This is a genomic window from Segnochrobactrum spirostomi (assembly GCF_009600605.1).
GTDB lineage: Bacteria > Pseudomonadota > Alphaproteobacteria > Rhizobiales > Segnochrobactraceae > Segnochrobactrum > Segnochrobactrum spirostomi.
In genome coordinates this window covers 2,911,998-2,926,462 of sequence record NZ_VWNA01000001.1, presented here as the reverse complement: position 1 = coordinate 2,926,462, position 14,465 = coordinate 2,911,998, and the positions used below count along the sequence as shown (strand labels likewise).

16 protein-coding genes are annotated in these 14,465 nt (G+C 68.9%); 7 read left to right on the top strand and 9 right to left on the bottom strand.

Annotated features, from left to right (window positions below):
- Window positions 1-195 precede the first annotated feature (195 nt).
- Together F0357_RS13150 and F0357_RS13145 are read right to left on the bottom strand one after the other, a co-directional pair.
- Entirely contained in the window at window positions 196-711 is a 516-nt protein-coding gene (locus F0357_RS13150; protein WP_153482413.1) for a DUF1269 domain-containing protein, read from the bottom strand.
- 105 nt (window positions 712-816) lie between these two features.
- Complete coding sequence (locus F0357_RS13145; RefSeq protein ID WP_208948330.1) at window positions 817-1,737, bottom strand: LysR family transcriptional regulator; 921 nt, start codon at window positions 1,735-1,737, stop codon at window positions 817-819.
- Between the two features lie 114 nt (window positions 1,738-1,851).
- On the opposite strand from F0357_RS13145, the gene F0357_RS13140 reads away from it, so the two are divergent.
- From F0357_RS13140 to F0357_RS13120, 5 genes are all read left to right on the top strand, one after another.
- The gene (locus F0357_RS13140; RefSeq protein WP_208948329.1) at window positions 1,852-2,706 is read left to right on the top strand and encodes a dimethylarginine dimethylaminohydrolase family protein; all 855 of its coding nucleotides are present in this window, start codon (window positions 1,852-1,854) and stop codon (window positions 2,704-2,706) included.
- Window positions 2,707-2,795: 89 nt separating this feature from the next.
- A complete protein-coding gene (locus F0357_RS13135; protein ID WP_312861580.1) occupies window positions 2,796-3,656 on the top strand; it encodes an ABC transporter permease in 861 nt (286 codons plus the stop codon).
- A 3-nt stretch (window positions 3,657-3,659) separates the two neighbouring features.
- Window positions 3,660-4,460 carry an ABC transporter permease gene (locus F0357_RS13130; RefSeq protein WP_153482408.1) on the top strand — a complete coding sequence of 267 codons (801 nt, stop codon included), beginning with the start codon at window positions 3,660-3,662 and terminating at the stop codon, window positions 4,458-4,460.
- Entirely contained in the window at window positions 4,457-5,518 is a 1,062-nt protein-coding gene (locus F0357_RS13125) for an ABC transporter ATP-binding protein (RefSeq protein ID WP_153482405.1), read from the top strand. Before F0357_RS13130 ends, F0357_RS13125 begins: the two co-directional genes overlap by 4 nt.
- 7 nt (window positions 5,519-5,525) lie before the next feature.
- Window positions 5,526-6,284: an MBL fold metallo-hydrolase gene (locus F0357_RS13120; RefSeq protein ID WP_153482402.1), complete on the top strand. Its 759-nt coding sequence runs from the start codon at window positions 5,526-5,528 to the stop codon at window positions 6,282-6,284.
- Window positions 6,285-6,303: 19 nt separating this feature from the next.
- Here F0357_RS13120 and pth read toward each other — a convergent pair whose 3' ends face one another.
- The 6 genes from pth to F0357_RS13090 all read right to left on the bottom strand — a co-directional run bounded on the left by pth (window position 6,304) and on the right by F0357_RS13090 (window position 11,353).
- A complete protein-coding gene (gene pth, locus F0357_RS13115; protein ID WP_153482399.1) occupies window positions 6,304-7,062 on the bottom strand; it encodes an aminoacyl-tRNA hydrolase in 759 nt (252 codons plus the stop codon).
- A gap of 42 nt (window positions 7,063-7,104) precedes the next feature.
- Window positions 7,105-7,719: a 50S ribosomal protein L25/general stress protein Ctc gene (locus F0357_RS13110; RefSeq protein ID WP_153482395.1), complete on the bottom strand. Its 615-nt coding sequence runs from the start codon at window positions 7,717-7,719 to the stop codon at window positions 7,105-7,107.
- Window positions 7,720-7,895: 176 nt separating this feature from the next.
- Complete coding sequence (locus tag F0357_RS13105) at window positions 7,896-8,828, bottom strand: ribose-phosphate pyrophosphokinase (RefSeq protein WP_153482392.1); 933 nt, start codon at window positions 8,826-8,828, stop codon at window positions 7,896-7,898.
- 215 nt (window positions 8,829-9,043) lie between these two features.
- The gene (locus tag F0357_RS13100; RefSeq protein ID WP_153482388.1) at window positions 9,044-9,604 is read right to left on the bottom strand and encodes a hypothetical protein; all 561 of its coding nucleotides are present in this window, start codon (window positions 9,602-9,604) and stop codon (window positions 9,044-9,046) included.
- Between the two features lie 101 nt (window positions 9,605-9,705).
- A complete protein-coding gene (locus F0357_RS13095) occupies window positions 9,706-10,860 on the bottom strand; it encodes a M24 family metallopeptidase (protein ID WP_153482383.1) in 1,155 nt (384 codons plus the stop codon).
- 106 nt (window positions 10,861-10,966) lie between these two features.
- Entirely contained in the window at window positions 10,967-11,353 is a 387-nt protein-coding gene (locus F0357_RS13090) for a DUF2267 domain-containing protein (protein ID WP_153482380.1), read from the bottom strand.
- Window positions 11,354-11,616: 263 nt separating this feature from the next.
- Here F0357_RS13090 and F0357_RS13085 point away from each other — a divergent pair, with 263 nt between their 5' ends.
- Window positions 11,617-12,993, top strand: a complete 1,377-nt coding sequence (locus tag F0357_RS13085) for a M20/M25/M40 family metallo-hydrolase (RefSeq protein ID WP_153482377.1) — start codon at window positions 11,617-11,619, stop codon at window positions 12,991-12,993.
- Window positions 12,994-13,051: 58 nt separating this feature from the next.
- The gene (locus tag F0357_RS13080) at window positions 13,052-13,633 is read left to right on the top strand and encodes an LOG family protein (protein ID WP_312861709.1); all 582 of its coding nucleotides are present in this window, start codon (window positions 13,052-13,054) and stop codon (window positions 13,631-13,633) included.
- Between the two features lie 10 nt (window positions 13,634-13,643).
- Here F0357_RS13080 and mtgA read toward each other — a convergent pair whose 3' ends face one another.
- Window positions 13,644-14,339, bottom strand: coding sequence for a monofunctional biosynthetic peptidoglycan transglycosylase (mtgA, locus tag F0357_RS13075; RefSeq protein WP_376767832.1), 696 nt, complete (start codon window positions 14,337-14,339; stop codon window positions 13,644-13,646).
- Between the last annotated feature and the right edge of the window lie 126 nt (window positions 14,340-14,465).

Genomic DNA, 14,465 nt, shown 5'->3' with positions numbered 1-14,465 from the left:
GCTCCCCGGGACAAGCCCGGGGATGACTACGGACAGGACGTACGTACGCACCCTCGGGAACAGGCGCCACGAAGGGGGCGCGTTACATAATTTCTTATTTTAAAACAATATCTTAAATGGAGGGCGCCGCCCCTCATCCGGCCCTTCGGGCCACCTTCTCCCCGCGTACGGGGAGAAGGGAAGCGCGTGTCGAGGTCAGACCTGCGGGGCATCCGGGACGGCGGCCTTGACGCCGGCGAGGGCCGCGCGCAGGGCTTCTTCCTGGGTGTGGTCGAACGAGGTGCGCAGCACCGTGCCGCCGACGCCTTCGAGGTCCGCCAGCACCTTGTCGGCGGTGAACTTGCGCACCAGCACGAACAGCGCGGCGTTGCCCGGCTGCAGGCTCTCGGCGACTTCCTTCATGAACTTGTCGTTGATGCCGGTGTCGGTGAGCGCGCCGGAGATCGCGCCCGAGGCGGCGCCGATCGCCGCGCCGGCGAGCGGCATCAGGAAGATGAGGCCGATCAGGGTGCCCCAGAACGTGCCCGACACGGCGCCGATCGCCGTCGTGTTGACGAGCTGATTGAGCTTCACGTGACCGTCCGGCCGCTTCACCGCGATCACGGCGTCGCCGAGCTCGATCAGATATTCGTTCTGCAGCGCGAGCAGGCGCTGACGGACCTCCTCCGCCTTCTCTTCGGTCGGGAACGCGATAACGACGAGGTCGGCCATGGAGATAATCCTTCTTCTCTTATGAATGCCGGCGCGGCCGGCGAACGCATCGCATATCAATTCGCCATGACGGTCCAGCGAAAGCGGCGACCGGGCCGCGTCCGTTCACACCGTCGTGTCGGATTCGGTGACGCCGAAGGTCGCGAGCACCTGATCGACGAACCGCCGCGCCGGGGCGGCGAGCGGGGTCTGGGCGCAGGCGATCTCGAACGGCGCATCATAGGCGAGATCGTCGGGCAGGATCGCGCGCATCTCGCCGCGGGCGACCCAGCGCTCCGCAAAATGGATCGGCAGATAGCCGAGGAAGGCCCCGGAGAGGATGAGCCGCGCGCCCGCCTCCATGTTGTTGACGACCGCCGGCGCCCGGTCGGAGCGCGGCTGTTTCGCATCCCGCGAGCCCCAGTAGCCGCGCGAGATCAGCCGGTGGCGGGCGAGCACCTCCGGCCCGATCTGGCGGTCCGGCACGGCGAACAGCGGATGGGCTCGGCCGCAATAGAAGCGGTGCGGCTCGTCGTAGAGCCGGATGTAGCGCAAGCCCAGCAGGATCTTCGGGAACGAGCCGATGACGACGTGGAGGCGGCCCTCCATCAGTTCGCGCAGGAGATCGTTCGGCGGCCGCATGTCGATGAAGAGCTGGATGTCCGGCATCGCGGCGACGAAGGCGCCGATCGCGGCATGGAGCGGCGCCGTGCGGTCGGTGATGGTGTTGTCGACGATGCCGAGCGGAAGGGTGCCGCGCACGTGGGCGCGCATCGCGCTCGCCCGCATGTCGAAGGCGTCGATCGCCGCGAACAGGCGCTGGGTCTCGGCATAGATCAGTTCGCCGTCCTCGGTGAGGCGGAAGCCCGCCCGGCCGCGCCGGCAGAGCTTCACCCCGAGGCGCGTCTCGAGGGCGGAGATATGGTTCGAGATGGTCGAGGCGCCGACATTGAGCACGGTCTGGGCCGCAGTGAAGCCGCGCGCCTCCACGACCGCGACGAACACCCGGAGCAGGCGCAGATCCACCGTGTCGAGCCGTGGCGCCACCGGACGAACCCCTTACTTCGAGAAATCTGAAAGCATGCACCGTTCGAACGCTATGTTCTGTGGGGCGAATGCGAGGCAATGTCGAGGGGTCATGAAGTGAGGGGAGAACGAGCCGTGACTTGGTCGGTCGATTCCGAAACCGGCGTCCTGCGCGACGTGCTTTTGTGCCCGCCGGACCATTATCAGTGGATTCCGACCAACTCGATCGCCCGCGACACCCTCGCGAGCGACAAGCGGATCGATCACCAGCGCCTCCAGGCACAATATCGTGAGCTCGAGGACGCGCTCGACCACGCCGGCGTCACCCGGCACTACATCGAGCCCGAGGCGCACCTGAAATATCAGGTCTATACTCGGGATTCGAGCCAGACGACCCCGTGGGGGCCGGTGATGACCACCCTCGCCATGCCGCAGCGGCGCGGCGAATATGCCTCGATCCTCAAGTTCTACGGCGAGCACGGCGGGTTCTGGAACTACGGCACCCGCGGCACGGTCGAGGGCGGCGACATTCACATCATCCGCGACGGCCTCCTCGTCGTCGGCCACTCGGGCGGCCGCACCGACCGCGAGGGTGCCGAGCAATTCGGCCAATGGTTCGCCGAGAAGGGCTGGGAAGTCCGTCTCGAAGGCTTCGCCGAGCATTTCCTGCACCTCGACGTGCTGTTCTGCATGGCGACCGACCGCCTCGCCGTGGCCTGCACCGAGGTCCTCGGCGACGAGTTCGCCGATTGGCTGAAGGCCCACGGGATCGGGATCGTCGAAGCGACCTATCGCGAGGTCATGGAGATGAGCTGCAACCTGCTCGCCCTCGGCGGCGATCGGGTCATCTCGCCCCGCCACAGCCGCCGCATCAACGCGGCCTTGCGCGCCGAGGGCGTGACCGTGCTCGATCCGGAGCTCGACCTGTTCGCCGCCGGCGGCGGCAGCGTCCATTGCATGACGATGCCGCTGCGCCGCGACCCGGCCTGAGGCACGCCGCCGCGCCATCGCATGAAGGACCGGCGGCCGGACGGCCGCGGTCCCTCGGTCTTCGTCCCCTGAGCGGAGCGTGAGCGCCCGTGACCCTTACGAACGAACAGCGCGCGGCGCGGCGCAGCCGGATCGCCGGCTTCGGCTTCGCGCTGCCGGCCGCCGCGTGGATCGCGGTGTTCTTCGCGGCCCCGGTGCTCATGATGGTCGCCGTCAGCCTGAAGCCGCTCGGTGCGAGCGGGTATTCGGTGGCGAACTACGTCCTGTTCTTCTCGAACGCGGCCTATGCGAAGGCCTTGTGGAACTCGGTGGTGACGACGACGCTCGTCGTCGTCGTCAGCCTCGCCCTCGCCTACCCGTTCGCCTGGGTGATCGCCTACCGGGTGCCGAAGTCCTGGCAGCGCCTGGCGCTGGCGCTCGCCATCGTGCCGTTCTGGACCTCCTACGTGGTGCGCTCCTATGCGTGGCTGCTGGCGCTGTCGCCGTCGGGCATCGTCAATTGGGTGCTCGTCAATCTCGGCCTCGTCGAGCGGCCCCTGATGCTCGCCTACAATCCCGGCGCCACGATCGTCGGCTTCGTCCACTTCTTCGTCATGCTCAACACGCTGACGATCTATGCCAACCTCGTGCAGATCAATCCGCGCTATGCGCTCGCCGCCCAGGACCTCGGGGCGAGCCGCTGGCGCACCTTCCTCATGGTGACGCTGCCCTTGAGCGTGCCCGGCATGGCGGTCGGCGCCTTCCTCACGGTCGTCCTGTGCATCGGCGACTTCGTCACGCCGCAGATCCTCGGCGGCCTGAAGGAGCTCTTGTTGCCGCAGCTCGTGATGATGCAGATCCAGCGCCAGCTCGATCTGCCGATGGCCTCCACCATGTCGCTCCTGATGACGGTCGTCGTCGCCGTCGTCTATCTCGCGATGCAGCGCTGGCTGCGCATGTCGAGGCTCTGACCCATGGCGAGCGTGCCCCTCCTGCGCCGTGCCGGAAACGTCGTCGCCTTCGGCTATCTGACGCTCGGCTACGTCTTCATCTTCCTGCCCGTCGCCGTCCTCATCCTGTTCTCGTTCCAGGACGGCGCCCTGCCGGTGCCGCCGTTCAAAGGGCCGACCCTCGTCTGGTACGAACGCCTGTTCGCCAACGACCGGCTGATGGACGGCCTCTTCAACTCCCTGATCGTCGGGCTCGGCTCGTCGGCGCTCTCGGTCATGCTCGGCTTCCTCGCCGCCTACGGACTGGCGCGCTATGAATTCCGCGGCCGCTCGGCGCTCCAGGCGATCATCCTGTTGCCGCTTGCCGTCTCTTATCTCCTCGTCGGCATGGGGCTCCTCGTCGGGCTCTCGGCGTTCGGGCTCGGCCCCTCGCTGCCGATGGTGGTGGTCGGCCACGTCGTCATCAACATGCCGCTCGCCTTCGCGATCTGCCTCGGCCAGCTCGGCGAGCACCAGCGCAAGATCGAATGGGCGGCGCGCGATCTCGGTGCCTCGACCTTCCGCATCCTGACCACGATCACGGTGCCGATGATCGCGCCCGCGCTGATCGCCGCCTTCTGCCTCTGCTTCACCCTGTCCTGGGACGAGTTCCTGATCGCCTATCTCGTCACCCGCTTCGACGTGACGCTGCCGGTGGTGATCTGGTCGATGCTGCGCGGCGGTCTCAACCCGCAGACCAACGCCGTCGGGTCCCTCATCTTCGTCTGCTCGATCGTCCTCGTGGCGGCGGTCGAAGCGCTCCTGTTCGGAAAGAGGCGCCGATGAGCGACCGTCCCCATCTCGTCGTCGACCGCATCCGCAAGGCCTACCGGGACGTCGTCGCCCTCGCCGACGTGAGCCTGTCCGTCGGCGCCGGCTCCTATGTCGTGCTGCTCGGGCCGTCGGGCTCGGGCAAGACGACGCTGCTGTCGGTGATCGGCGGCTTCACGGTGCCGACCTCCGGCCGCATCGAGATCGCCGGGCAGGACGTCACCGCGCTCGATCCGGCGGCGCGGCCGACCACCACCGTGTTCCAGGACTACGCCCTGTTTCCGCACATGTCGGTCGCCAACAATGTCGGCTTCGGCCTGCGGGTCCGCGGCGTGCCGGGCGCGGAGCGGCTCAAGCGGGCGGAGGCCGCGCTCGAGATGGTCGGGCTCGGCGCCTTCGGTTCCCGCGGCATCCACGAAATGTCGGGCGGCCAGCGCCAGCGCGTCGCGCTCGCCCGCGCCCTCGTGGTGGAGCCGGAGATCCTGCTCCTCGACGAACCCCTCGGCGCCCTCGACCTCAATCTGCGCCGCCAGATGCAGGACGAACTGCTCGCGCTCCAGAAACGCACCGGCCGCTCCTTCGTCCACGTCACCCACGACCAGGAAGAGGCGATGGCGCTCGCCACCCTCGTCGTCGTGATGAACAAGGGCCGCATCGAGGATGCCGGCCCGCCGTCGCGCGTCTATGCCCGTCCGGCAACCCGCTTCACCGCCGCCTTCATGGGTGAGAGCACCCAGATCGAAGGCAAGGTCGTCGCCTCCCAAGCCGGCGCGGCCGAGGTCGAGACGGCGATCGGGCGCTTCAGCGTCGCCGGCGAGGCGGCGGCGGGCAGCGCCGCGGCGCTGATCGTGCGGCCGGAGAACATCCGCGCCGACGGCTCCGGCGCGGTCTTCCTCGGTGCGGTCCGCATCCGCGAGGCGGTGTTCCAGGGCGCCCATTTCCGCGTCATCGCCGAGGCGGAGACGGGCGGTCAGACCTTCGTGCTGCGCCTGCCGCCCGATGCCGCCCCCGCCGAGGGCGCTGCCTTGATGCTGTCCTGCCGGCCGTCGGATCTCGTTCTCGTCACCGCGTGAGGGCCCCATGGCGACGCTCGACATCATCGCGGCCGACCGCTGGTACGAGACGGTGCCGCAGGCCGACGGCATCACCCTGATCCACGAGCCCTGGATCAAGCCGTTCTACCGCTGCAACATGTGGCACGTGCGCGGGCGCGAGCGCGATCTCGTGGTCGATAGCGGGCTCGGCGCGGTGCCGCTGCGCCGCCATGTGCCGCTGCTCACTGGGCGGCCCCTCGTGTGCGTGGCGAGCCACACCCATTTCGACCACATCGGCTCGCACCACGAATTCGCCGATCGCTGCGTCCACTGCGCCGAGGCGGAAATCCTCGCCGATCCGCGCAACGAATGGACCGCGGCCGACCGCTACGCCACCGACGAGATGTTCGACGCCTTTCCGCCGGACTGGCGCGCCGATGCCTATCGCGTGCCCCCCGCGCCGGCGGACCGCCTCCTCAACGACGGCGACGTCGTCGATCTCGGCGATCGCGCCTTCGAGGTGATCCACACGCCGGGCCATTCGCCGGGCGGCATCGCGCTGTGGGAGAAGGCGACGGGCACGCTGATCTCCGGCGACATCGTCTATGACGGCCCGCTGATCGACGACGCCTACCATTCCGATCTCGACGATTATGTCGCCTCGCTGGAGCGCCTCCTGACGCTGCCGGTCGAGGTCGTCCACGGCGGCCATTTCCCGAGTTTCGGGCGGGCGCGGCTCGGCGAGATCGTGCGAGATTATCTCGAGGGCCGCCGCAAACCCGGCTGTCATCTGACGCCCGGCTGAACTCCCGGGCGCGGCAGTGTCAGCGGCGGCCGGAGAAGAGCTTCGCGAGCCCGGCCGCGAGCGGTCCCTGGGCGGCGGTCGAGGTCGGCTCAGCAGCGTCCTTCTTCGCAGCGGGAGCGCTGCCGGCCGCCGGCTTCGTGCCGGGCGCGACCTCGGCATCCTTCACCGCGGCGTCCGCCTTCTTGCTGCCCCGCGCCGGCTTGCCGTCGTCGGGCTGGAGCGCCAGGTGCACCCGGTTCGCGAACGTCGCGTCCTTGCCGTCGGCGAGGAGTTCGGCGTTGTCGGCCATCGCGGCGAGCAACGGATCGATCCACGCCTGATCGGCCTTGGCGAAATCGTGCAGCACGTAGCCGTGGACGAGTTCCTTCGCGCCCGGATGGCCGATGCCGAGGCGGACGCGGCGATAGGCGTCGCCCATGTGCTGGGTGATCGAGCGCAGGCCGTTGTGGCCGCCGTGGCCGCCCCCGGTCTTCACGCGGAACTTGCCCGGCGGCAGATCGAGCTCGTCGTGGAACACCACGATGCCGCCCGGCTCGACCTTATAGAAGCGCGCGGCCTCGGCCACCGCCCGGCCGGATTCGTTCATGTAGGTGAGCGGCTTCATCAGAAGCACGCGCTCCCCGCCGAGGCTGCCTTCGGCGATCTCAGCCTGAAATTTCTGGCGCCAGGGGGCGAAACGAAAATGGCCGTGGATCGCGTCCACGGCCATGAAGCCGATATTGTGCCGGTTCTTGACATACGCGGAGCCGGGATTGCCGAGGCCGACCAGGATCAGCATGGGAACCCTTCCGCGTTTGCCGGAACCGGCAGCAATCGGGGATCAGCCCTTGGCGGGCTCCGCAGCAGCGGCCGCCGGCTCCTCGGGGAGCACGGCCGGAGCGGCGATCGTCGCGATGGTCGGCTCGTCGCCATGCACGATGGCATGGGTGTTCGCCGGCAGCTTGACGGCCGAGAGATGCACCGAATCGCCGATCTCGAGGCCGGCGAGGTCGACCGTGATCGCCTCGGGGATCGCATCCGCCGGGCAATCGAGGGTCAGCGTGTGGGCCACGATGTTGAGGACGCCGCCACGCTTCAGACCGGGCGAGTTCGCCTCGTTCTCGAAGTGGACCGGCACTTCGACGGTGACGTGCGAATCACGGCCGACGCGCAGGAAGTCGATGTGGACCAGCGTGTCGCGGACCGGGTCGAGCTGGAAGTCGCGCGGGATCACGCGGATCTTCTCGCCGGCCACCGCGATGGTGGCGACCGTGGTCAGGAAGCCGCCGGCGTGGAGCTTCAGCGTAACTTCCTTGGCCGGAAGCGCGATCGGCAGCGCGGCCTTGCCCTCGCCGTAGATCACGGCAGGAATCTTCTGTTCGCGGCGCAGTGCGCGAGCGGCCCCCTTACCAACCCGATCGCGCACCGAAGCCTCGAGCTCATAGGAACGAGCCATAGGTCTTCTCCAGATGCAGGATGTGTCGCCGGCGGCGCGACAATCTCGCGCACGGTCCCGGTAAAGCCGCCGAAACGGCTTCGGCCCGCCTCCAGGGGTGCGGGCCGGGCGCTTTCATAGCCGCATCGCGTGCGCGTGGGAAGCGGAATCCGCCGAAAACGGCCGATCCGGCAGGCTCAATCGAACAGGCTCGAGACCGACTTCTCGAAGGCGGTGCGGCTGATCGCTTCGCCGAGCAACGGCGCGACCGAGATGACGCGCACGTTGCGCGCCGCGGCGACCGCCGGGGTCGGTTCGATGCTGTCGGTGATGACGAGTTCCTTGAGCATCGAAGCCTCGACGCGGGCGACCGCGCCGCCCGAGAGCACGCCATGGGTGATGTAGGCGGTGACGCTCACCGCGCCCTGCTTCATCAGCGCCTCGGCGGCGTTGCAGAGGGTGCCGCCCGAATCGATGATGTCGTCGACCAGGATGCAATCCCGGCCCGCGACGTCGCCGATGATGTTCATGACTTCCGATTCGCCCGGCCGCTCGCGGCGCTTGTCGACGATGGCGAGCGGCGCGTCGATACGCTTGGCGAGGGCGCGGGCGCGCACCACACCGCCGACGTCCGGCGACACCACCGTGACGTTGCCGATGCCGTAGCGCTCCTTGATGTCGCGCGTCATCACCGGGGCCGAATAGAGGTTGTCGGTCGGAATATCGAAGAAGCCCTGGATCTGGCCGGCGTGCAGGTCGATCGTCAGCACGCGGTCGGCGCCGGCGCGGGTGATGAGGTTCGCGACGAGCTTGGCCGAGATCGGCGTGCGCGGACCGGGCTTACGGTCCTGGCGGGCATAGCCGAAATAAGGCACCACCGCGGTCACGCGCCGGGCCGAGGCCCGCCGCAGCGCATCGGTGATGATGAGCAGTTCCATCAGGTGGTCGTTGGTCGGGAAGCTCGTCGATTGCAGGACGAAAACGTCCTCACCGCGGACATTTTCCTGAACCTCGACGAAAATCTCCTGATCGGCGAAGCGCCGGACCATGCACTTGGCGAGGGGCACATCGAGATAGGTCGCGATCGCCTCGGCCAGGGAGCGGTTCGAATTTCCGGCTACCAGCTTCATCTCAGACTATGCCTCCGTGCGGAGCCGGCCCCGCGTCGTTCCCCGCCCGCCCCGACGAGGGGCGGGTCAGCGGCGTGCCCCCGCGCGCAGGTGCGGCCCGTGCGCATTCCGCTTCATCCGATGGGGGTTTCCTTAGCAACCCCGCCGCGGCGCCACAACGCCCCGTTCACGTTTCGGACAGGCCTCTTGCAAAGCGGCCACACCCACAGCGCCGCTCAGACGTTGCCGCCGTAAAGCCACGCGCGGATGGCGACGACGGTGCGCTGGGCGATGAGATCGGAGACGCCGGTGCCGACGCTGGTCCACGGATCGCCCTGGGTCGTGCCGCCCGGCTCCTGCACCGTGATGCGGTGGACGCGGCGTCCGGCGCCGTCGACCATGTCGCAGATCGAGATCACGGTGACGGCGGCCGTGTCGCCGACGGCGTTGAAATGGCAGCGCAGGCTGTAGGTCGGCGGCGTGTCGCGGAGGGCGACGAAATTGACGCCCTCCTGCTTCGCATATTTCTTGAAGCTCGACATCAGGGCGGTGGCGGTGTTGCCCGGGATGCCGGTCGGGGTCTCGATGTAGATCGTCGCCTTGGCGGGATCGACCGCCGGTGGGAACGGGCTCTCCTGCACGAACGGCTTCGACGGGCCGCAGCCCGCAAGCGCGAGCCCGAGCATCAGCCCCACGGCACCGAACAAGGGCGCGCGGCTGCGCTTCGGCGCGCCGGACCCGTTGACATGCCCCTGGCTCTTCGTGCCTTCGAGAGACCGTCCGACCGATCGAATCATTCTACGCCACCTCGCCGTCGGTCGCCTCGCGGAGGGCCCGGGCCTTCCGCCTGTCTAACCGGATCGCCGCGGCCTGGCCAGAGCCCGCCACGGCCCGCGTCTCATCCGACGACCGCGAGTTCGAGCGGCAGGCGGGACAGCGGCTCCGGGTCGGCCGCGGTCGTCAGATAGGTCCGCCCGAGCGTCATCGCCGTCTCGGTCTCGCTGTCGAACAGGATCATGTGCGCGAACAGGATCATGTTCGGTTCGATCGGGGTCTGGTTGCCGCGATAGAACATCGGCGGGTCCATCCACGAGGGCGCGTAGCGCGCGCCCAGCGAATAGCCGCAAGCGTTGAGCCGGTGCGGTTGCAGGCCCCGCCCATCCATCACCCGCGCGTGGGCGTCGAACACGTCGCCGCAGGTCGAACCCGGCCGCATCGCGCCTTCGACCGCCGCGAGCGCCTCGCGGGCGGCCTCGTGGAGTTCGAGATGGCGCGGCGTCGGCGCGCCGATCACGACGGTCCGCATCAGGGCCGCATGATATTGGCGCCACACGCCAGCGAACTCGAGGGTGATCTGATCGCGGGCGTCGAGACGGCGGCGGCCGGTCTTGTACCGGCACAGCAGCGCATCGGCGCCGGAGCCGATGATGAAGGAGTTGCCGGGATAATCGCCACCGGCGGCGAACACCGCCCCCTGCATCGCGGCGAGGATGCGGCCCTCGTCGGCACCCGGACGGATCTCCGCGAGCCCCGCCTCGTAGGCGAGATCGGCGAGCCGGGCCGCCTCGCGCGCATAGGCGATCTCCACCGGGCTCTTCACCGCGCGGAGCGCCGGGATCAAAGCCGAGGCGTCGATAAGCGTCGCGAAGCTCTCGAGCCCGTCGTCGAGCTTGCGTCCGTTCGCAGCGGTCAGCCCCTGGGTGTCGTATTCCACGCCGAGATTGGTGCCGAGGAGGTCGAGCTCGAAGAGCACCTCCTTGAGCTGGCCGACGGGATCGGCGGTGCCGCGATCGACCCAGACCCGAACGTCCTCGACGATCGAGGTCGCCTTGGCCTGCCGCAGGTCCGGCGCCCGGGTGATGAGGACGAACCGGCCAGTCCGCGTCATCACCATCGCCTGGAAGAAGCAGAAGCCGAAGGTGTCGTAGCCGGTCAGCCAATACATGCTTTCCGGCGCGAACAGGACGAGGGCGTCGAGCCGGTTCGCGGCCATCGCCTCGAGGACCCGCTCCTGCCGGATCGCGAATTCCGCGCGTTCGAAATGGATCGCCATGGATCACCTCCGCGGATCGGGTCCGCTTCGCCGGTCGAGACCGCCGCCGCGGCCTCAGCCCCGGCGGCGAGGGATCGCCGTCCGCCTCGAACGCGCCGGCGCCGCCTCAGACGATATGCGACAGGCCCGGCAGCGAGGCGATCACCTGGTTGGTCAGGTCTTCGCCGACTTCCTGCTTGGCGAACGCCGCCAGTTCCTGAGCGACTGCCTGAATCTGGTGCATGTGGATGCCGGCCGCGGTGAGCTCGGAGAAGGCCCCGAGGACGCCGCCGCCGCTCAGGATGCCGTGGGTGCCGCCGAGCAGACCGCTCGCGCCGCCTTCGCCGTGGGCGCGCAGCATGTTCTCGGCGCCCGGCAGCTTGGCGAGGAACGGCTTCACGATCGCCGGATCGCCTTCGCGGTTGACGAAGCTCAGAAGGATCTCGACCGCCTTGTGGGCGAGCTCGGCGGTGAGGCCGGTCTTTTCGACAATGTGTTGGATCAGCTCATCCATTGGTCTTGTTCTCCGAAACGGTCGCTCGTAACGCAGCAGTGAAATCGCCGCCCAATCACCACAACTCGCCGCTTCGGACAAGCCGGCGAACCGGCGCAGGCCTCATGATGGCGGGCGGCTGCGTTCCGCCCCCTTTTTGCGCCCCGCGGCGATGTCCGCCCTGCCCGGCCTGGCCCTCGGCCTTGCCTTCGCCGCAGCGGCACCGCTAAGTCCCGTGACCCATCCGTGCGCCCCGGCGGGCGCGACCATCTTCGGAGGCTCCGATGCTCGACGACGTTCTCGCCCGGATCGATGCCGACCTCGAGGCGAGCCTCGACCGGCTGTTCGCGCTTTTGCGCATCCCCTCGATCTCGACGGACCCGGCCTTCGCTGGCGCCTGCGACGAGGCGGCGTCCTGGTGCGCGGCGGCGCTCGCCGAGATCGGCTTCGCGGCGGCGGTACGCCCGACCGCGGGCCGCGCGATGGTCGTCGGCCACCGCACGGACCCATCGGCGGGGCCGAGCGTTCTCTTCTACGGCCATTACGACGTCCAGCCGGTCGATCCGATCGAGCTCTGGGACACCGATCCGTTCGCGCCGCGCATCGTGACCCGCGACGACGGCTCGAAGATCATCGTCGCCCGCGGCGCGGCCGACGACAAGGGCCAACTCCTCACCTTCATCGAGGCCTGCCGCGCCTTCGTCGCGGTGACGGGACGCCTCCCCGTGCCGGTGACGGTCTTGCTCGAAGGTGAGGAGGAATCGGGCGGTGAGAGCCTGCCGCCCTTCCTCGCGGCGAACCGGGAAGAGCTTTCCGCCGACGTCGCCCTCGTCTGCGACACCGGCATGTGGAACCGCACCACGCCGGCGATCACGGCCTCACTGCGCGGCGTCGTCGGCGAGGAGATCGTCATCAGCGCGGCGAGCAAGGATCTGCACTCGGGCCTCTACGGCGGCGCCGCGCGCAATCCGAACCACGTGCTCGCCCGCATCCTCGCCGACCTCCACGACGAGACCGGCCGCGTCACCCTGCCGGGCTTCTACGAGGGCGTGCCCGACACGCCCGAGGAGCAGCGCGCGCAATGGGCCGAGCTCTCCCGCAACGACGACCTCCTGCCCGGCGTCGGCCTTTCGATCCCGGCGGGCGAAGCGGGCCGCAGCGTGCTCGAACAGACCTGGGGCCGCCCGACCGCCGAGGTCAACGGCATGATCGGCGGCTATACCGGCGCCGGCTTCAAGACGGTGATCCCGGCGAAGGCCTCCGCCAAGGTCTCGTTCCGCCTCGTCGGCACCCAGGACCCCGACAAGGTGCGCGAGACGTTCCGCGCCTTCGTGCGCGCCCGCATCCCGGCCGATTGCAGCGTCGCCTTCGAGGAGCACGGCGCGAGCGGTGGCTTCCGGGTCGATCTCGCCAATCCCCACTTGGCCCGCGGCCGCGCCGCGCTCACCGCCGAGTGGAACACCGAGGCGGTGGTGATCGGCAGCGGCGGCTCGATCCCCGTCGTCGGTCAGTTCAAGTCTATCCTCGGGCTGGACACCCTGATGATCGGCTTCGGCCTGCCTGACGATCAGATCCATTCGCCCAACGAGAAATACGAGCTGACGAGCTTCCACAAGGGCATCCGCTCCTGGGCGCGGGTGCTCGCCGAACTCGCCGAATAAGGTCGAGCGCCGCACCCCTTCGCGCGCCTCGCGACAAGGAACTTTCGACGTGCCCGAAATCAAATCGATCTGCGTCTATTGCGGCTCCAATCCCGGCAGCCGGCCGGATTATGTCGAGGCCGCCCGCACCCTCGGCACGGCGATCGCCGCCCGCGGCATCACCCTCGTCTATGGCGGGGCGAAGGTCGGCTGCATGGGCGCGGTGGCCGATGCGGCGCTCGCCGCCGGCGGCAAGGTGGTGGGGATCATTCCCCGCGCCCTCGTCGAGAAGGAGATCGCGCACGAGGGGCTGACCGAGAGCCTCGTGGTCGGCTCGATGCACGAGCGCAAGCGTCTGATGGCCGACCGCTCCGACGCCTTCGTCGCCCTGCCCGGCGGCATCGGCACGCTCGAAGAGATCTTCGAGATGTGGACCTGGGCGCAGCTCGGCCACCACGCCAAGCCGTGCGCGCTCTACGACGTGGCGGGCTTCTACGGCCCGCTCGTCGGCTTCCTCGACCATCAGGTGACCGAGGGCTTCGTGCGCCCCGGCCACCGCGGCATGCTGATCGTCGAGCGCGAGCCCGAGCCCCTGTTCACCGCCTTCGAGACCTACGAAGCCCCCGTCGTCGTCAAATGGATCGGCCGCGAGGAGCGGTGAGGACCGCCGCTCACCCGTCCGGATAAATGCAGTCGAGGAGGCCGCCGGATTGGGCGGCGTCGGCGGCGATCTCGTTGGCGCGGGTCGAGACATAGCGCGAGGGGCGTGCGGGGTTGCGGTCGATCGGGTTCGGCAGGACCGCCGTCATCAGGGCGGCCTGGCGGCGGGTCAGATCCTTCGCCGGGCGGCCGAAGGCGGCGCGCGAGCCCGCCTCGATGCCGAACTGGCCGTCCGGACCCCATTCGGCGATGTTGAGATAGATCTCGAGCACCCGCCGCTTCGACATCGCAAGGTCGAGCCACAGCGCGAGCGGCATCTCGAGCGCCTTGCGCGCCACGTCGCGGCCCGGCCAGAGGAAGAGGTTTTTCACCACCTGCATGGTGATGGTGCTCGCCCCCCGCGTCTCGCGCCCCTTCGCATAGGCGTCGAGCACCTTCGACATCTCGACCGTGTCGATACCGTGATGGGTGCAATAGCGGGCGTCCTCGGAGACGATGACGGAGCGCACCAAGGCCGGGGAGATGTCGTCGAGCGACACCCAATCGCGCGTCACCGGCTGCAAGGTCAGGAAACGGCCCACCATCAGGGTCGAGACCGGCGGCACGATCCAATAGACGGCCGTCAGAACGAACGGGGCGAGGACGAGCGCGAGCACGACCCTGCGGGCCCACCACCACGCCGAGCGGCCCCGCCAGCGTCCGCGCACCGATCGCCCCTCCGCACCGGCCGGATTCGCGCCGGCGCCGGCCGCATTCTCCACGGCCGCGGCGTCCGCCGCCACCCCGGCTTCGGCAGGCGTCGGCGCGGCTCCCGCGTCGAAGGTCTCGGACGG